Raw genomic sequence first — 16,216 nt, 5'->3', positions numbered from 1 at the left:
TCCGGTTCGCTGGACAATCCCCCCTTTCTTTCAAGCGCGTCCGGCGCTCCTGGGGAGACGATTTCTGCAGCGAAGCGCGGCTTTTCTCAAGGCGCGATGTCGGTGCAGCATTTCGATTGCCTGCATGTCTTCTAGCCTTAAATCGGTTCCGATTTATGGAAACATGCATTGCGGCGCGCGAGCGCCAAAAAAAGCCGGCGGATCGCCAGGCGACCCGCCGGTCAGCTTTATCAGCGACGGATGCCGAGGGCACCGATCAGCTTGGTGTAACGCGCTTCGTCTTTCTTCTTCAGATAGTCGAGGAGCGAACGACGGCTGGAAACCAGCGCGAGAAGGCCACGGCGGGAATGATTATCCTTCTTGTGGTCCTTGAAGTGCTCGGTCAGATTGTTGATCCGTTCCGTCAGAATCGCAACCTGGACTTCCGGGGAGCCGGTATCGCCTTCGGCGGTCGCGAATTCCTTGATGAGTTGAGCCTTGCGCTCTGCAGCGATCGACATCGGATGATCCTTTCGTTCGAGGATTTCGGGGTCGCCGGCAGCCGGGATGTCGTCCAGCCGCGGCCGTTCACACGAAGAGGCAGCGCCCCTTCGCTGGCGTGCCTATAACCGAAACCGGTCCAAAAGGAAAGGGCGATGCACCACTGGCGCTTGCGCCGTCCGCACAGGCGCCTCCCGACCCCTCACGACGCCGCTTCCTCGCGGCTATCCCCCCCGTCACGCGGGATGCGAATCAGCCATTCGATGCCGTCGGCATGCGTCGTTCGCTCCAGTTCGGCGCTCAGTGCCATGCCGAGCATGCGCTCGATCACGACGGTTCCGAACCCTCTGCGGGGCCTGGCCTTGTTCGAGACGCTTATCTTCGCGCCCCGCTCGCGCCAACGAATGACGAGCATTTTCTCCTCCATTGACCACTCCAGCATGATCGTCCCGGCCGGATTGGCGAGAGCACCATGCTTGATGGCGTTGGTCGACAGCTCGTGGAAAACCATGCCGAGCGTCTGGGCCATTTGCGTGTCCAGCCGCAGATCCGGACCCTTGAGTATGACACGGTTCTGATCGTCGGGCATAAAGGGCTGCAACTGGCCCAGCACCAGCTCGCGGAATTCGACCCCGAGCGCGGCATTGGCAAGCATCAGGTCGGTCGAGCGCGCCAGCCCAGCCAGGCGCCGGCGGAATGCATCGACGAATTCCGTCGTATCGTCGGCGGACGCGGCAGACTGGGCGAGCATCGACTGGATGACCGTCAACTGGTTTTTCGAGCGGTGGGCGACTTCGCGCATCAGAAGGCGAATTTCCGCTTCGGCCCGGGTGCGCGCGGCCGCCGCGAGCGCCAGAGCCGCCGACACGGCCTCGACTTCGGCGATCACATAGCGGCGCGGCTCGATCGCTTCGCCGGCACCGAGACGCCGCGCGTCGAGCGCCAGGAGCTTGACGCCCTGCGTCAGCAGCCGCGCGATCGTCAGCGAACCCGCGATTGCGATCCCCGCGAAGAGGACTCCGCCGAGCGACAGCCACAGGAATGACGAAACCATCGGCTGATCGACGATCTCGCGCGGCGCCCAGGCGACGATGCGCCAGCCGGACACAACGGAGAATTCCGATGCGACCCGATATTCCGTGCCGTTCGCACTGACATTGCCAACACCGATGCTGATCGCCGGCAGCGTCTTCAGAAAGAACGGCTCGCCCGACCTCACCACCGGATCGGAGGAGGCGATGACCTTGCCCGCGCGATCGACCAGCGCCGCATTCCAGCCGGGCGACAGCGTCTCGCGGTTGACGGCCTTTCCCATGCTGGAAGCATCCTGGGTCAGGCCCAGCAGATATTGCTCTCCGTCCGAAGCCATATAGGGCAGGTAGACACTGAAGACCCATCGCCCGCTCGCTTCGGAGAAGAAGACGCCCGAGACGGAATGCGTGGCGCTTGTGAAGGCGCGTTCGATTTCTGGATCCGAACCCTTGCCGAGCGGCGTTCCGAGGGGAAAGCGTGTGTTCAGGCGCAGATTGTGGTTGCGGTCGATCATGATCATGTCGGAATCGGAATCGGCGAGCGCCACCGACGCGCGATCGAAGAAGGTGCCTATTTTGTCAGGATCGATCGCCGGCGAGGTCGAAAGCACCTTCAGCGTCGTCAGCATTCCCTCCACCTCGCGCTCGACGATGCGCGTGACGGATCCGGTCGAGGCCTTGAGCAGCGAGGTAACCACCTGCTCCTGTGCATCGAGGCTGCGCTTCAGGATCACCAGCGAGAAGATGAAGGGCGGTATGATTGCGATCAACAGGAGCGAAATCAGGTAGAAGCTGAAGGGACGCCGGAGGTAGTGGCGAATGTAGCTAGCTACCGACTGTAAGCCGCCGCCAGAGATCTCTCGCTCACTCTTGCTCACTTCAATCATCCGGATCGCCTTTTGCCCTTGGGATGTAAGACCGTGTATCCCCTCATCCGCCCGCCGGCACACGAGGTGGGGGCAATCCGATCGACACACTTCACTCCCTTCGCGTCAATAGGAGTATACGCGCGCTTGCTTCGACGGGAATGACTTTTCGGCGGCGCCTGATGCGGATCTCCCTCGATATGACAACGAAGACGTGCGGCAATTCAACGGGATTACTCAGCCGTGGCGCGCACGATCACAGTGCCGCCTCATGGTTGTGGTGGGGGCGCCGCCAAACCCATTTACGCTACCGTTATGCATAGTGGCGTCTTTTCAGACGCGCTACGATTTTCGGGCCGATGCGCTGGATTGCTCACTGACCGGCAAATACGCGCTTCGGCCGGAATTCACCCTCGGCGACCTCCCCGATGGCGACGAGCTTGCCGCGCGCCGTGGCATAGGCTTCAGGGGCCGGCAGAGGCGCGTCTCGACCCCGCAGGATGATCGGATTTCCCATCCGGAGTCGGTACGCCTGATCGTCGTTGACCGCAACATGCGGCAGGTCGGAAAGCGCTTCGCCGGTCTCGATGAGGCAGCCGTCGAGGGCGGCAAGCCGCTCCGCCTCGTCCTCTATCTTTTCCAGCGCAACGAGTTCGGCAAGCGGCACCATGTCCTCCTCGCCGAAGGGAGCGACGAAGGTGCGGCGGAGCGATGCTATATGGCCGAAGCAGCCGAGGTCGCGGCCCATGTCGCGGGCAAGCGAGCGGACATAGGTTCCCTTGCCGCATTCGATCTCGAACTGGGCCAGATGCGGCGTGCAGCCGATCAAGGACAGACGGAAAACCTCGACCTCCCGCGCCGGAATCTCCACGGTCTCGCCGTCGCGCGCGAGGTCGTAGGCGCGCTCGCCGTCGATCTTGATCGCCGAAAACTGCGGCGGCACCTGTGCGATGACACCTGTATATTTCGGCAGCAAAGCGCGGATCGCCTCCTCGCTCGGCCGCTCGGCCGACGAGCGGACGACCTCGCCTTCGAGGTCATCGGTCGAGCGTTCCTCGCCCCAGGCCACAGTGAATTCGTAGATCTTGCGGCCATCCATCACATAGGGAACGGTCTTCGTCGCGTCCCCAAGCGCGATCGGCAGCATTCCGGAGGCAAGCGGATCCAGCGTGCCGGCGTGACCCGCCTTCTGTGCCTTGAACAGCCACTTGATCTTGGAGACCGCTTCGGTGGAACCGTAGTCGAGCGGCTTGTCGAGAATAAGCCAGCCCGAGATTGGACGGCCCTTGGGTTTGCGCGGTTTGGACATTCTTATTCTTCGTCTTCGGAATCCGGATCGAGATCGCGGCTGACTTCGGGCGAGCGAAGCAGCGCGTCGATCTTCTTGTAGTTGTCGAAGCTGGTGTCGTCGCGGAATCGGACGTCCGGCATGTATTTCATCTGCCGAAGCTGCGGTCCGAGCCGGCCGCGGATGAACTTCGCATGCTTGTTCAGCGCCTCGATGATCGCCGCGTGATCCACGACGCCAAGCGGTGTCACATAGGCGGTGGCGATCTTGAGGTCGGGCGACATGCGCACCTCGGAAATGGAAATCACCGTTTTCTCGATCACAGGATCGCGCACTTCGCCGCGTTGCAGCACCTGCGTGATCGCGGCACGCACCTGTTCGCCGACGCGCAGCATGCGCTGGGACGGGGCGGAGGATGTGGGTCTAGTCATCGTTTTTATCCCGGACCGCCTGCCGTTCCGCGGCGGTCGCTTTCGGTTCTGTAGAAAACAGCGCGAGCGCCGGAAGCGATCCGGCGCTCGCACAATCTCCTGCCGGACTACAGCGCCGCGCGTCCTATCAGACGCGCGAAGATCGCTGTAGCTTTGAACTGCTGCATGTCTTTGTCCTTTAATCGAGGCCGATTAAAGGAGACATGCAGTAGCCTTAGAGGGTCCGCGTGACGTGCTCGACGCGGAAGCACTCGATCGTGTCGCCCGGCCGGATGTCCTCGTAGTTTTCGAAGGCCATGCCGCATTCCTGGCCGGACTGGACTTCGGAGACCTCGTCCTTGAAGCGCTTGAGCGTCTTGAGCTTGCCCTCGTGGATGACGACGTTGTCGCGCACGAGGCGGACGCCGACACCGCGCTCTACCTTGCCCTCCGTGACGCGGCAGCCCGCGACCTTGCCGACCTTGGTGATGTTGAACACCTCCAGGATCTCGGCATTGCCGAGGAAGGTTTCGCGCCGCTCAGGCGAGAGCAGACCGGACATCGCCGATTTCACGTCATCCACCAGATCGTAGATGATGTTGTAGTAGCGGATCTCGATACCGGCGCGCTCGGCGGCATCGCGCGCCTGCTTGTTGGCGCGGACGTTGAAGCCGATGATCGCGGCGTTGGAAGCCTCGGCGAGCGAGATGTCCGACTCGGTAATGCCGCCCGCGCCCGAATGCACGATTCGTGCACGGACTTCCTCCGTACCGAGCTTTTCCAATGCGCCGGCGATCGCTTCGATCGAGCCCTGAACGTCGCCCTTGATGACCAGCGGGAACTCCTTGAGGCCGGAGGTCTGGAGCTGGCTCATCATCTGCTCGAGCGAACCGCGCGAGCCGGACTGGCGGGCGACCGCCTTCTCACGGGCAAGCCGCTGGCGATATTCGGAGATCTCGCGGGCACGGCTTTCGCTTTCGACGACGGCGAATTTATCGCCGGCGGCCGGCGTACCGGAGAGGCCGAGGACTTCGACCGGGGTCGACGGACCGGCAGCCTTCACATGCTCGCCCTTGTCATTGACGAGCGCACGCACCCGGCCCCACTGGTCGCCCGCGACGATGATCTGGCCCGGCGTGAGGGTTCCCTTCTGGACGAGAATCGTCGCAACCGCACCGCGGCCGCGATCGAGCTCGGCTTCCACCACGGTACCCTCGGCCGTCCGGTTCGCATTGGCCTTGAGGTCAAGGATTTCCGCCTGCAGCAAGATCGCGTCGAGCAGCTTGTCGAGGTTGGTATGGTTCTTCGCCGAAACCTCGACGTCGAGCACTTCACCGCCCATGGACTCGACGAAGACCTCATGCTGCAGAAGCTCGGTACGGACCTTTTGCGGGTCCGCCGACGGCTTGTCGATCTTGTTGATCGCCACGATGATCGGCACATTCGCCGCCTTGGCGTGGTTGATCGACTCGATCGTCTGCGGCATCACGCTGTCATCGGCCGCGACGACCAGGACGGCAATGTCCGTCGCCTGAGCGCCGCGGGCGCGCATCGCCGTAAAGGCGGCGTGGCCGGGTGTGTCGATGAAGGTGATCTTCTGCCCGTTCTGCTCGACCTGATAGGCGCCGATGTGCTGGGTGATGCCACCCGCTTCACCGGCCACCACGTTGGCATGCCGGATCGCGTCGAGCAGCGACGTCTTGCCGTGGTCGACGTGGCCCATGATCGTGACGATCGGCGGCCGCGCCTCCAGATCCTCTTCCACGTCGGCGATGTTGAAGATGCCTTCCTCGACATCGGACTCGGAGACGCGCTTGACGGTGTGGCCGAATTCGACCGCGATGAGTTCGGCCATATCGGCGTCGATCAGATCGCCGGGCTTCATCATCTGGCCTTCCTTCATCAGGAACTTGATGACGTCGACGGCGCGCTCCGACATGCGCTGCGACAATTCCTGAATCGTGATGGTCTCCGGCAGGACGACTTCACGCGAGATCTTCTCACGCGTTTCCTGCATCTGGCTGCGCTTGAATTTCTCCTGGCGGCGACGCATTGCCGAAAGCGAGCGGCCGCGCTGACTGCCGTCTTCGTCGACGGCAGCGGTCAGCGTCAGCTTGCCCTGGCGGCGACCTTCGTCGCCCTTCGGACGGGCGGCAGGCTTTGCCGGCTCCGGCCGCGTGACCTTGCCGCGGGGCACTCCGGCGGCGGGACGCGGACGCTCGTCCTCTTCCTCGGCGCCGGCACGGCGGCCACGAAGGGCGGCCGGCGGCGTCTGCGGTGCGGAGGGCGCCGGACGTGCCGGCTGCGGGCGCGTCCCGGCAGGGCGCTCGGCGACAACCGGACGCCCCTCTTCCGCTACTTCCTCGACCTTTACTGCTTCTCCGGCGGGGCGCGCAGCCTCTTCGGCGGCGCGACGGGCGGCCTCTTCCTTCTCGCGCGCGAGACGCTCTTCCTCCTCGCGCCGGCGGCGGGCTTCCTCTTCGACGCGGCGCTTGGCTTCCTCGGCGTCACGGACCTGAGCTTCGGCGAGCGCGCGGCGGCGGGCTTCCATTTCGCCTGCCGACAGATCGTTCAGGACGACGCCGACACGCGGACGGTTCTGTTCCGCGCGGGGCTGATGCGGCTGCGGCTGCGGGGCCGGCCGGCCGGCCGGCTGCGGCGGAACAGGGCGCTGCTCGGCCGTCCGGGCAGCCGGCGTTCCGGCGACCGGCGTGATCGGGCGCTCGTCCTTGTGCTTGGTCACATGGCCGCGCGTTCTCTTGGTTTCGACCACGACCGCCTTCGTGCGACCGCGGCCCATATCCTGGCGTACCGTCCCATGCTGCACCCCGGAGGGCTTCAGGGTCAGCGTCTTCTTGCCCGCTACGCTGAGTGTCTTGTCGTCTTTGTTGTCGGTCATTCCGTTCCGTTCCTAGCGATCAGGGCCGGATGCGTATCACCTGACCCCGTCTTCCAAATTGTCTCAAGCAAGGTTCGCCATGCCGGCATCTGCCGGTGACGCGTGTCATTGCTGTGGCTTGCCAGCGCCGCCTTCGGCCCGGACCGGGACGGATCCTCGGTACTTTTCGAGCATCATTGCGCGCTTCACTACACCTTCACCCGCCTGCCCTGCAAGCGCTGCGGCATGGATAAAAGCATTACTTCCCAAAAGGCCCTCCATTTCCGCCACCGTGAAGGGGCGGAAGGCTGGTATTTCCGTTTCGTCCTCGCTGACAAAGCTCATCGCCTTGCGAGCCTTATCGACCTTGCGGACGCCGTCGGCAGCCGCATCGATCGCGTGGAAGACGCCGAGCGCCGCGAGCCCACGCACGGCCTGTTCCGTCTTCGTCGCACCGGTGACGAACTGGCCGGCCTTGCGCGCCATGTTCATCATGCCGGCGAGCTGCTCGCCGAGCAGCCTTTCCACTTCGTCCGCCAGCGCCGCATCGGCCTTGACATCGGCCCTAAGGGCGCGGGCGAAGAGCTTCTTCGCCACGGCCTTCTCGATCAGGTGGCGCTCCGCCTTGACCCAGCAACCGCGCCCGGGAAGCTGCCGCTTCAGATCCGGGATCACACGACCGTCCGGACCGGCGACGAAGCGGATCAGCGTCTCCGGCGAACCGCTCTCGCGCGTGACGATGCAGGTCCGGCTGCTGCCGCTCCGGTTCTTCGGCCCGCTATCCGAGGGCAGAATGTCCAAAGGCTTTATCCCGGCCTCGGTTGCTGCGGTCATCAGGTTCAGGCATCCTGCTCGGCGCCTTCGGCGACTTCGATCGGCTCGTCCTCATCCTTGGCCAGGTCCTCTTCGGTGATCCAGCCGGCCGCCAGACGGGCCTGGACGATCATTGCCTCAGCCTCCTCACGGGTGACGTCGAGCTTCGAGAAAACGCCCTCGAAGCGCTTGGTCTCGCCGTCCTTGCGCTCGGTCCAGCCAACGAGGTCGTCGGCGGCGCAGCCGGCGAAATCCTCGACCGTCTTGATGCCTTCCTCGCCGAGCGCCACCAGCATCTGGCTGGTGAGCCCGTCGATCCCACGCAACTCGTCGGCAACGCCGAGCTCCTTGCGCCTGGCATCCATTTCGGCCTCGATCTTTTCCAGATATTCGCGGGCGCGCGTCTGGATCTCCGTCGCGGTCTCCTCGTCGAAACCTTCGATCGACGATATCTCATCGAGGTCGACATAGGCGATTTCCTCGACCTCGGCAAAGCCTTCGGAGGCGAGCACCTGGCCGACCATCTCGTCGACGTCGAGCGCTTCCATGAACAGTTGAGTGCGTTCGTTGAATTCCTTCTGGCGACGCTCGCTCTCCTCCTGCTCGGTGAGAATGTCGATGTCCCAGCCGGTGAGCTGCGAAGCAAGGCGGACATTCTGTCCGCGGCGGCCGATGGCGAGCGAAAGCTGCTCGTCGGGTACCACGACCTCGATGCGCTCGGCATCTTCGTCGAGGACGACCTTGGTCACTTCCGCCGGCTGCAGGGCGTTGACGATGAAGGACGCCGGATCCGGCGACCACGGGATGATGTCGATCTTCTCACCCTGCAGCTCGCCGACAACCGCCTGGACGCGCGAACCGCGCATGCCGACGCAGGCGCCGACCGGATCGATCGACGAATCGTTCGAGACGACGGCGATCTTGGCACGCGAGCCCGGATCGCGGGCGACCGACTTGATCTGGATGATGCCGTCGTAGATTTCCGGCACTTCCATGGTGAAAAGCTTGACCATGAACTGCGGATGCGTGCGCGACAGGAAGATCTGCGGCCCGCGCTGTTCGCGGCGAACGTCGTAAACGAAGGCGCGCACGCGGTCGCCATAGCGCATGGCCTCGCGCGGGATCATCTCGTCGCGGCGGATGATACCCTCGCCGCGGCCAAGATCGACGATGACGTTGCCGTATTCGACGCGCTTGACGGTGCCGTTGACAATCTCGCCGACGCGGTCCTTGAACTCTTCATACTGGCGATCGCGCTCGGCCTCGCGAACCTTCTGCACGATCACCTGCTTGGCCGACTGCGCAGCGATGCGGCCGAAATCCATCGGCGGCAGCGGGTCGGCGATGAAATCGCCGAGCTTGGCATCCGGATTGCGGTCGCGCGCCAGCTCGAGGGGGATCTGGGTCGAATAGTCCTCGGCATGCTCGACCACTTCGAGAAGACGCTGGAGACGGATTTCACCGGTCTTCGGGTTGATGTCGGCGTGGATGTTCGATTCCGAGCCGTAGCGCGAGCGCGCCGCCTTCTGGATCGCATCTGCCATCGCGGCCAGAACGATCTCCCGGTCGATCACCTTTTCGCGTGCCACAGCATCTGCGATCTGCAGAAGTTCGAGCCGGTTAGCACTGACTGCCATGTCTTGTCTCCGTCTGGTTGCAGAAGCCTCAAAGAGCGCCCTGCCTCATTCGATAGGTTTGTCTTCGTCTTCGAAGTTTTCGTTGGCGGCGCGCGCCGCCTTTGCCTTCTTGTCGGCCGTCAGCGCATCGCGAATCAGATCGTCGGTCAGGATCAGCCGCGCTTCCGAAAGGGCGGTGAACGGGATTGCGACCGCTGCCTCCTCGCCATAGGCGGGCTGGTCGCGCTCGAGGCGGAAGCCCTCCTCGTCCACCGACACGATCTTGCCGCGGAAACGCTTGCGCCCGTCGACCATGACCGACGTCTCGCATTTCATCAGATGACCCTGCCAGCGGATGAAGTCGGACTTGCGCACCATCGGCCGGTCGATACCCGGCGACGACACTTCGAGATGATACGCCTTGTCGATGGGATCTTCCACATCGAGAACCGGCGAGATCGCCTTGGAGACTTCTTCGCAATCCTCGACGGTCATCATGCCGTCGTCGCGTTCCGTCATGACCTGCAGCGTCAGTCCATTCTGGCCGGAGAGCCGCACGCGCACCAGCCGGAAGCCCATCTGCACCAGAACGGGCTCGACGATGTCGGCAACACGCCGGTCAAGGCCGGTTTCCACGATCAGCCGCGGTTCATTTGCACTTTCAGCCGATGCATTATCGGACAACGATCATCTCCTCATCGGACCGGCTAATAAAAAAGAGCGGGTCCTGACGGAGCCCACTCTTCATCTACCGATCAAGAATTTGAGGCTCATATACGCTTCCTTGCCGGAGATTGCAAGGGTAGCGCCGAACGGCGCCTTCACGTCGCACACTGCCCCTTTCGCTCGTCGGGGCAAGTTTCAGCGGCTGGCGCATCGCGTTTCAAGGCGTATAACGAAGAAACCTCCCGGTTCAGGATCGAATGGAAGAGACTACGAGGTGACGAACCGCCAATCGCCGCTGGCCCCTTTCAGCCACAATACATTCCGCACCATCTGGACCGCCAGCCTCGCCTCCAATTTCGGTGGGCTGATACAGGCGGTCGGCGCCGCCTGGTTGATGACCTCCATCTCCCAGTCGGTCAACATGGTGGCGCTGGTGCAGGCGTCCACCTCGCTGCCGATCATGCTCTTCTCGCTCGTCTCGGGCGCGCTCGCCGACAATTTCGACCGCCGCCGCATCATGCTGGTCGCTCAGGGCTTCATGCTCGCCGTGTCGGCGCTCCTGACGGCCTCGGCCTATTTCGGGCTCGTGACACCCTGGCTGCTGCTCATCTTCACCTTCCTGATCGGCTGCGGCACGGCGCTCAACAATCCGTCCTGGCAAGCCTCGGTCGGCGACATGGTGCCGCGGGACGACCTGCCGGCGGCCGTCGCCCTGAACAGCATGGGCTTCAACATCACCCGCAGCGTCGGGCCGGCAATCGGCGGCGCCATTGTTGCGGCGGCCGGAGCCGCCGCCGCCTTCGCCGTGAACACGATCAGCTATGTCGCCATACTCTTCGCCCTTTTCCGCTGGCGCCCCACAACCGAGGTGAGCCGGCTGCCGCGGGAGGCGCTCGGACGGGCGGTATTCGCCGGCCTTCGCTATGTGGCAATGTCGCCCAATATCGGCAAGGTGCTGCTGCGCGGCTTTGCCTTCGGCCTTTCGGCAAGCGCGATCCTGGCGCTCCTGCCGCTGGTGGCGCGCGATCTCGTCGCCGGCGGGCCGCTCACCTACGGCATCATGCTCGGCGCTTTCGGTCTCGGCGCGATCGGCGGCGCGCTGCTGAGCGCGCGGCTTCGGGAACATCTGTCGAGCGAAACCATCGTGCGCTGCGCCTTTTCCGGTTTCGCGCTGAGCGCGATCGTCACCGCGATGAGCACCGCGGCCTGGCTGACCGCGCTCGTGCTCACCGTCTCCGGCGCCTGCTGGGTGCTGGCCCTGTCTCTCTTCAACACCACGGTTCAGCTCTCCACGCCGCGCTGGGTGGTCGGCCGGGCGCTATCGCTCTACCAGACGGCAACATTCGGTGGCATTGCCGGCGGCAGCTGGCTCTGGGGCGTGGCCGCCGAGGAATACGGCGCCGCCAACGCGCTGATCGGCTCCTGTCTGCTCATGCTCGCGGGCATTGCCATCGGCCTGCGCTTCGCGCTGCCGGAATTCACGTCGCTGAACCTCGACCCGCTCAACCGCTTCAACGAGCCGCTGCTCGCGCTCGACCTGAAGCCCCGCAGTGGCCCGATCGTGGTGATGATCGACTACGAGATCGCCGAGGCGGACATTCCCGAATTCCTGAAGACGATGGCGGAGCGGCGGCGCATCCGCATCCGCGACGGTGCCGGCCACTGGGCGCTGATGCGCGACCTTGAGAACCCGACCACCTGGACTGAGACCTACCACGTGCCGACCTGGGTCGAATATGTCCGGCACAACCAGCGCCGCACTCAGGCCGACGCCGCCGTCGGCGACAGGCTGACGGCGCTTCATGGGGGCGACAAGCCACCGCGCGTTCACCGGATGGTCGAGCGCCAGACCATCGTTCCCGAGCATTACGAGCGCTATAAGCGGCCGGTCGAGATGCATTGACGGCCTACCTGTCGTGAGCGCCCGGCGCTACCGCTCGTTGGAAAGAAACTGCCTGAACCGTTCGGACTTCGGGTGTTGAAACACTTCGGCAGGATGGCCCTCTTCCTCGACGACGCCCTTGTGCAAGAACACCACCTTACTGGACACGTCACGTGCGAACGCCATCTCGTGGGTGACGACGAGCATGGTCCGGCCTTCCTCGGCGAGCGAACGCATAACCTTCAGCACTTCGCCGACTAGCTCCGGATCGAGGGCGGATGTCGGCTCGTCGAAGAGCATGACGTTCGGCCGCTGCGCCAGCGCCCGTGCGATTGCCGCCCGTTGCTGCTGTCCGCCGGACAGATGCCCGGGGTATGCATTACGCTTGTCGCCGATCCCGACCCGCTCGAGCAAAGCCTCCGCCTCTTCGATGCATTCGGCGCGATTGCGCTTTTGAACGTGTACGGGCGCTTCGATCACGTTCTCGAGGATCGTCATATGCGACCATAAATTGAAGCTCTGGAATACCATTCCAATGTGTTGGCGAAGACGGTCGACCTGCCGCCGATCGGCCGGCTCGGTTTTGAATCGCCCCTTCTTCAGCCGAAACATTTCGCCGCCGATACGGACTTCACCGCTGTCGGGTACTTCGAGCATATTGATGCATCTCAGCATCGTCGACTTTCCGGATCCGGATGAACCGAGGATCGAGATCACCTCTCCTTCCCCGGCCTCTAGGGAAACTCCCTTCAACACTTCCAGCGGACCAAAGCATTTGCGAAGGTCCTTGATCGAGACGGCGGCTGTGCTGTTCTTGTTGTCAGCCGCGAGAAACGTTCCCCTGTCGGACATGCGTACTCCCGTTATGCCAGAGTTGGTGGCCTCATGCGGAGATGGGGCGAGAGCCAGAATTCAACGATCATCATCAGACGCGTGACGAGAAAGGTAATCGCGAGATAGATCGCACCGGCGACAATGAAGACCTCGAAGGCGCGGAAGCTGTCGGCAATCAGCTTCCCCGCAAGGCCGGTGATTTCCATGATGGTAATGACGGATGCCAGCGCGGTGGCCTTGAGCATCAGGATGACTTCGTTGCCGTAGGCTGGGAGCGCATGCCGAATGGCAATTGGCAAAACGATGCGCCTGAACAAGAGGGGGCCCGACATGCCGCAAGCACGTGCCGCCTCGATCTGCTGGACGGAAACGGCCTGCAAGCCTCCGCGGAAGATCTCGCTGGTGTAGGCCGCCGTGTTCAGCGTCAGTGCGATCACCGCACACCAATAGGGCTCACGCAGCATTGGCCAAAGGCCGACGTCCTGCAGGAACGGCCGGAACTGCCCGAGACCGTAATAAATGAGAAACATCTGCACGAGCAGCGGCGACCCTCGGAAGACGAAGACGTAGCCTCGGGTGAAACCACCGCCGATCGGTCCTCCGACCACCGCAAGAAGCGACAGAACGAGTGCGAAAATGCCGCCGGCGAAAATCGACGTCACTGCAAGCTCCAGTGTGAGCGGCAGGCCCGTCAGGAGGATGAGAAACGTTTCCCACATGAATTGAATGTCCATCACAGAGACCTCCGGGTGCCGCGCATGGTTCTCGTTTCCAAATGGCGAAAGGCGATCGACGATGCCCAGGTGATGACGAGATAGAGGACGATGGCAGTCAGGTAGAACTCGAAAGGGCGCCGCGTCGAACCGGCGGCGATCTGCGATTGCCGCAGAAGTTCGACGAGGCCCGTGATGGAAATCAGCGCCGACTCCTTCAGCACGAGCTGCCAGGTGTTGCCCAGTCCGGGAATGGCGTAGCGCAGAACCAGGGGCGCGACGATGCGGTGAAACTTCGGCCAGGGCCGCATTCCGACGGCGCTCGCCGCCTCGAGCTCGCCGCCGGCGACGGACTTGAAGGCCCCGCGAAACACTTCGGATTGATAGGCTGCGGAAACAACGCCGAGCGCCAATGTGCCGGTGAGGAAAGCCGGCATCCCGATGAAGCCTTCATAGCCGAAGAGACCTCCGAGAGACCCCAGAAATGCGCTCCCGCCAAAATAGAAAAGGTAGATGACAAGGAGATCGGGCACGCCGCGGAGCACGGTCGTGTAGCCGTCCCCCAGCCGGCGGAGCACCAGGTACCGCGACAGCTTCATGAACGTGACGACCGTTCCGAGGACGGTACCTGTCAAGAAACCGCAGACGGAGACCGCGATGGTCATGGCCGATGCGCTGAGCAGCAGCGCGCCCCAACCGGTCTCGCCAAAACCGACGAGCGCCAAATACCTGTCGATGAGTTCCATCCGTATTCCGACCTTCCCGCCCCGCGGGCGTATCAATCCACAGCCCGTCGATGCGCCCAGATGCGCTGCAGTTTCGACATGTTTTTCAGTGAGCTCTGGACATGCGCTCGGGCAGCCGCTTCGGCGGCCTCGGGGTCGCGCGCGCAGATGGCATCGGCAATGGCCCGATGCTCCTCCAGATCGGTTTGCTCGAGATCCACCCACAGGACCTCGAGCCAGAGCGCCAGCCGCAGCTGCTGATACACCTGCTCGCTGACCCGGGTGAGCGCATCGTTGCGCGCCGCCTCCAGAATGACCCGGTGGATGTAGAGACCGAGATCGAGGTTTCGCGCCGCATCGGAAGGCGTGTCGCTGACGCTCTCCTTGAGCTCAACCATCTGCGCGATGACGCCGCGGAGCCTGTCGAGGTCTTCTTCCGTCGCCGTGGCGCAGGCGAGCCGGGCCGCACAGACATCGAGCGCCTCCCGGACGACGAGGAGATTGCAGAAGGCGGTGATATCCAGGTCGGAAACCGTGTAACCGAGGTTTCTTTGGCCGACCACCAGGCCTTCCTCTTCAAGCTTCATCAACGCTTCGCGGAGGGGCGTGCGGCTTACTCCGAGCCTCTTTGCGAGAGCGTTTTCGGATAGGCGCTCGGAGGGCCTCAGCTGTCCGCTGAGGATCAAATCCTTCAGTCGAGCATATGTCGTTTCGCGCAGAGAGCCGCGCGGCTCCGTTTTCCCGAGTGTCAAACCAACTCCCCTTTCATCGTCCGCCGCCGTGAAGTCCGATCTCTGCGGGAACGATATCGATTTTCCGCTTGCCAGATCAAGTGGAATACGAATATGTATACAATATTGCCCACAGCATTCAACCGGATTTTGTCGAAGGCCCGGTCGGGACGAGCCGCGGGGCTAAAATGGGACGAGAGGAGTTTGCATGCCCGGAATCTTGCGCCTCGAAGAACTGCGGGCCCGCTATGGAAACGCATCCGGGGCAGACATATTCGATCCGGAGTTTCGCAAGGTCGCAGACCAAGTCTTCGGCGAAGGCGACAGCCGCCAAGCGCCCTATTGCGGCGTCCCGACATTGCTGAAAGCCCCTCTTCGGCAGGACGCCGCGCCCCGGTTTACGGATATCGACGTAGCGCTTCTCGGCATTCCCTTGGATCTGGGCGTGACGAACCGCCCCGGGGCACGCTTCGGTCCTCGCGCCGTTCGCAACGTCGAGAGAGTCGGGCCCTACGATCACGTCTTGCGTGCGGTTCCCACTGCACACGTCCGTGTGGCCGATGTGGGCGACGTGCCCTTTCGCAGCCGTTTCGATCTGGCTCGTTCCCACGAGGATATAGAGCGATATGTTCGCAGCGTCGTCGATGCTGGAGCTGTGCCGCTCTCGGTCGGCGGCGATCACTCCATAGGACTGCCATTGCTCCGCGCCGTCGGACGCGATCGTCCGGTGGGCATGATCCACATCGATGCCCATTGCGATACCAGCGGCTCGTTCGAGGGCTGCAAATTCCATCATGGCGGCCCGTTCCGACAAGCCGTGCTTGACGGCGTGCTGGATCCCCGCCGAACGATACAGATCGGTATTCGCGGCAATTCCGAGTATCTCTGGGAGTTTTCCTACGCCTCTGGAATGACGGTCATTCACGCCGAGGAGGTCGAGGAGCTCGGCATCAAGCATGTGATCGAAAGGGCCCGCGCGGTAGCGGGTGACGGCCCGACCTATGTCAGTTTCGACGTGGATGCCCTGGACCCGGCATTCGCGTCAGGAACTGGCACACCGGAAGTCGGCGGGCTCAGCTCCGCCCAGGCGCTCGGCATCCTTCGCGGCCTTTCGGGCCTCGACATTGTCGGCGGCGACGTCGTCGAGGTCGCGCCGCAATACGATCCGACCACGAATACGGCGCAGATCGCCGCCCAGGTTCTGTTCGAAATTCTCTGCCTGGCCGCAGAGGCGACAAGGGTTCGCGTTCGGCAGATCGAGCCGCCACGCTGATCAAGAGCAA

The 16,216-nt window shown here is 63.3% G+C and carries 14 protein-coding genes; 2 read left to right on the top strand and 12 right to left on the bottom strand.

Translation table 11 applies throughout. The features are described 5' to 3' along the window. Positions 1 to 230: 230 nt before the first annotated feature. The 8 genes from rpsO to rimP all read right to left on the bottom strand — a co-directional run bounded on the left by rpsO (position 231) and on the right by rimP (position 10,066). Positions 231 to 500 (bottom strand): 30S ribosomal protein S15, encoded by a 270-nt coding sequence (gene rpsO, locus AC4P1R_RS16400; RefSeq protein ID WP_069459864.1) that lies wholly within the window; start codon positions 498 to 500, stop codon positions 231 to 233. A gap of 182 nt (positions 501 to 682) precedes the next feature. Then, positions 683 to 2,398: a sensor histidine kinase gene (locus tag AC4P1R_RS16395; protein WP_069459865.1), complete on the bottom strand. Its 1,716-nt coding sequence runs from the start codon at positions 2,396 to 2,398 to the stop codon at positions 683 to 685. Between the two features lie 352 nt (positions 2,399 to 2,750). Continuing rightward, on the bottom strand, positions 2,751 to 3,686 hold the full coding sequence (gene truB, locus AC4P1R_RS16390) for a tRNA pseudouridine(55) synthase TruB (protein ID WP_069459866.1): 936 nt from the start codon (positions 3,684 to 3,686) through the stop codon (positions 2,751 to 2,753). Between the two features lie 2 nt (positions 3,687 to 3,688). Next, positions 3,689 to 4,096, bottom strand: coding sequence for a 30S ribosome-binding factor RbfA (gene rbfA, locus AC4P1R_RS16385; RefSeq protein ID WP_069459867.1), 408 nt, complete (start codon positions 4,094 to 4,096; stop codon positions 3,689 to 3,691). A gap of 214 nt (positions 4,097 to 4,310) precedes the next feature. Beyond that, positions 4,311 to 6,974: a translation initiation factor IF-2 gene (gene infB, locus AC4P1R_RS16380; RefSeq protein WP_492177209.1), complete on the bottom strand. Its 2,664-nt coding sequence runs from the start codon at positions 6,972 to 6,974 to the stop codon at positions 4,311 to 4,313. Positions 6,975 to 7,079: 105 nt separating this feature from the next. Beyond that, on the bottom strand, positions 7,080 to 7,787 hold the full coding sequence (locus AC4P1R_RS16375; protein WP_069459869.1) for an RNA-binding protein: 708 nt from the start codon (positions 7,785 to 7,787) through the stop codon (positions 7,080 to 7,082). A 5-nt stretch (positions 7,788 to 7,792) separates the two neighbouring features. Continuing rightward, on the bottom strand, positions 7,793 to 9,403 hold the full coding sequence (gene nusA, locus AC4P1R_RS16370) for a transcription termination factor NusA (protein WP_069459870.1): 1,611 nt from the start codon (positions 9,401 to 9,403) through the stop codon (positions 7,793 to 7,795). Between the two features lie 45 nt (positions 9,404 to 9,448). Then, the gene (gene rimP / locus AC4P1R_RS16365) at positions 9,449 to 10,066 is read right to left on the bottom strand and encodes a ribosome maturation factor RimP (RefSeq protein ID WP_069459871.1); all 618 of its coding nucleotides are present in this window, start codon (positions 10,064 to 10,066) and stop codon (positions 9,449 to 9,451) included. A 256-nt stretch (positions 10,067 to 10,322) separates the two neighbouring features. Between rimP and AC4P1R_RS16360 the strand changes: the two genes are divergently transcribed. Further along, positions 10,323 to 11,951, top strand: coding sequence for an MFS transporter (locus AC4P1R_RS16360; protein WP_069459872.1), 1,629 nt, complete (start codon positions 10,323 to 10,325; stop codon positions 11,949 to 11,951). A gap of 27 nt (positions 11,952 to 11,978) precedes the next feature. Here the strand turns inward: AC4P1R_RS16360 and AC4P1R_RS16355 are convergent, their stop codons facing one another. The 4 genes from AC4P1R_RS16355 to AC4P1R_RS16340 are packed head-to-tail and all read right to left on the bottom strand — an operon-like array spanning position 11,979 to position 14,954. Beyond that, entirely contained in the window at positions 11,979 to 12,782 is an 804-nt protein-coding gene (locus AC4P1R_RS16355) for an ABC transporter ATP-binding protein (protein ID WP_069459873.1), read from the bottom strand. Positions 12,783 to 12,793: 11 nt separating this feature from the next. Next, a complete protein-coding gene (locus AC4P1R_RS16350; RefSeq protein ID WP_069459874.1) occupies positions 12,794 to 13,498 on the bottom strand; it encodes an ABC transporter permease in 705 nt (234 codons plus the stop codon). Further along, positions 13,498 to 14,223 carry an ABC transporter permease gene (locus AC4P1R_RS16345; RefSeq protein WP_069459875.1) on the bottom strand — a complete coding sequence of 242 codons (726 nt, stop codon included), beginning with the start codon at positions 14,221 to 14,223 and terminating at the stop codon, positions 13,498 to 13,500. The genes AC4P1R_RS16350 and AC4P1R_RS16345 overlap by 1 nt, the downstream gene beginning before the upstream one ends. A gap of 32 nt (positions 14,224 to 14,255) precedes the next feature. Further along, entirely contained in the window at positions 14,256 to 14,954 is a 699-nt protein-coding gene (locus AC4P1R_RS16340) for a GntR family transcriptional regulator (RefSeq protein ID WP_069459876.1), read from the bottom strand. A gap of 187 nt (positions 14,955 to 15,141) precedes the next feature. Here AC4P1R_RS16340 and speB point away from each other — a divergent pair, with 187 nt between their 5' ends. Next, positions 15,142 to 16,206 carry an agmatinase gene (gene speB / locus AC4P1R_RS16335; protein WP_069459877.1) on the top strand — a complete coding sequence of 355 codons (1,065 nt, stop codon included), beginning with the start codon at positions 15,142 to 15,144 and terminating at the stop codon, positions 16,204 to 16,206. Positions 16,207 to 16,216: the final 10 nt, after the last annotated feature.

This window comes from Sinorhizobium sp. Y406 (assembly GCF_058732025.1).
This window is presented reverse-complemented; position numbering and strand designations above follow the sequence as displayed.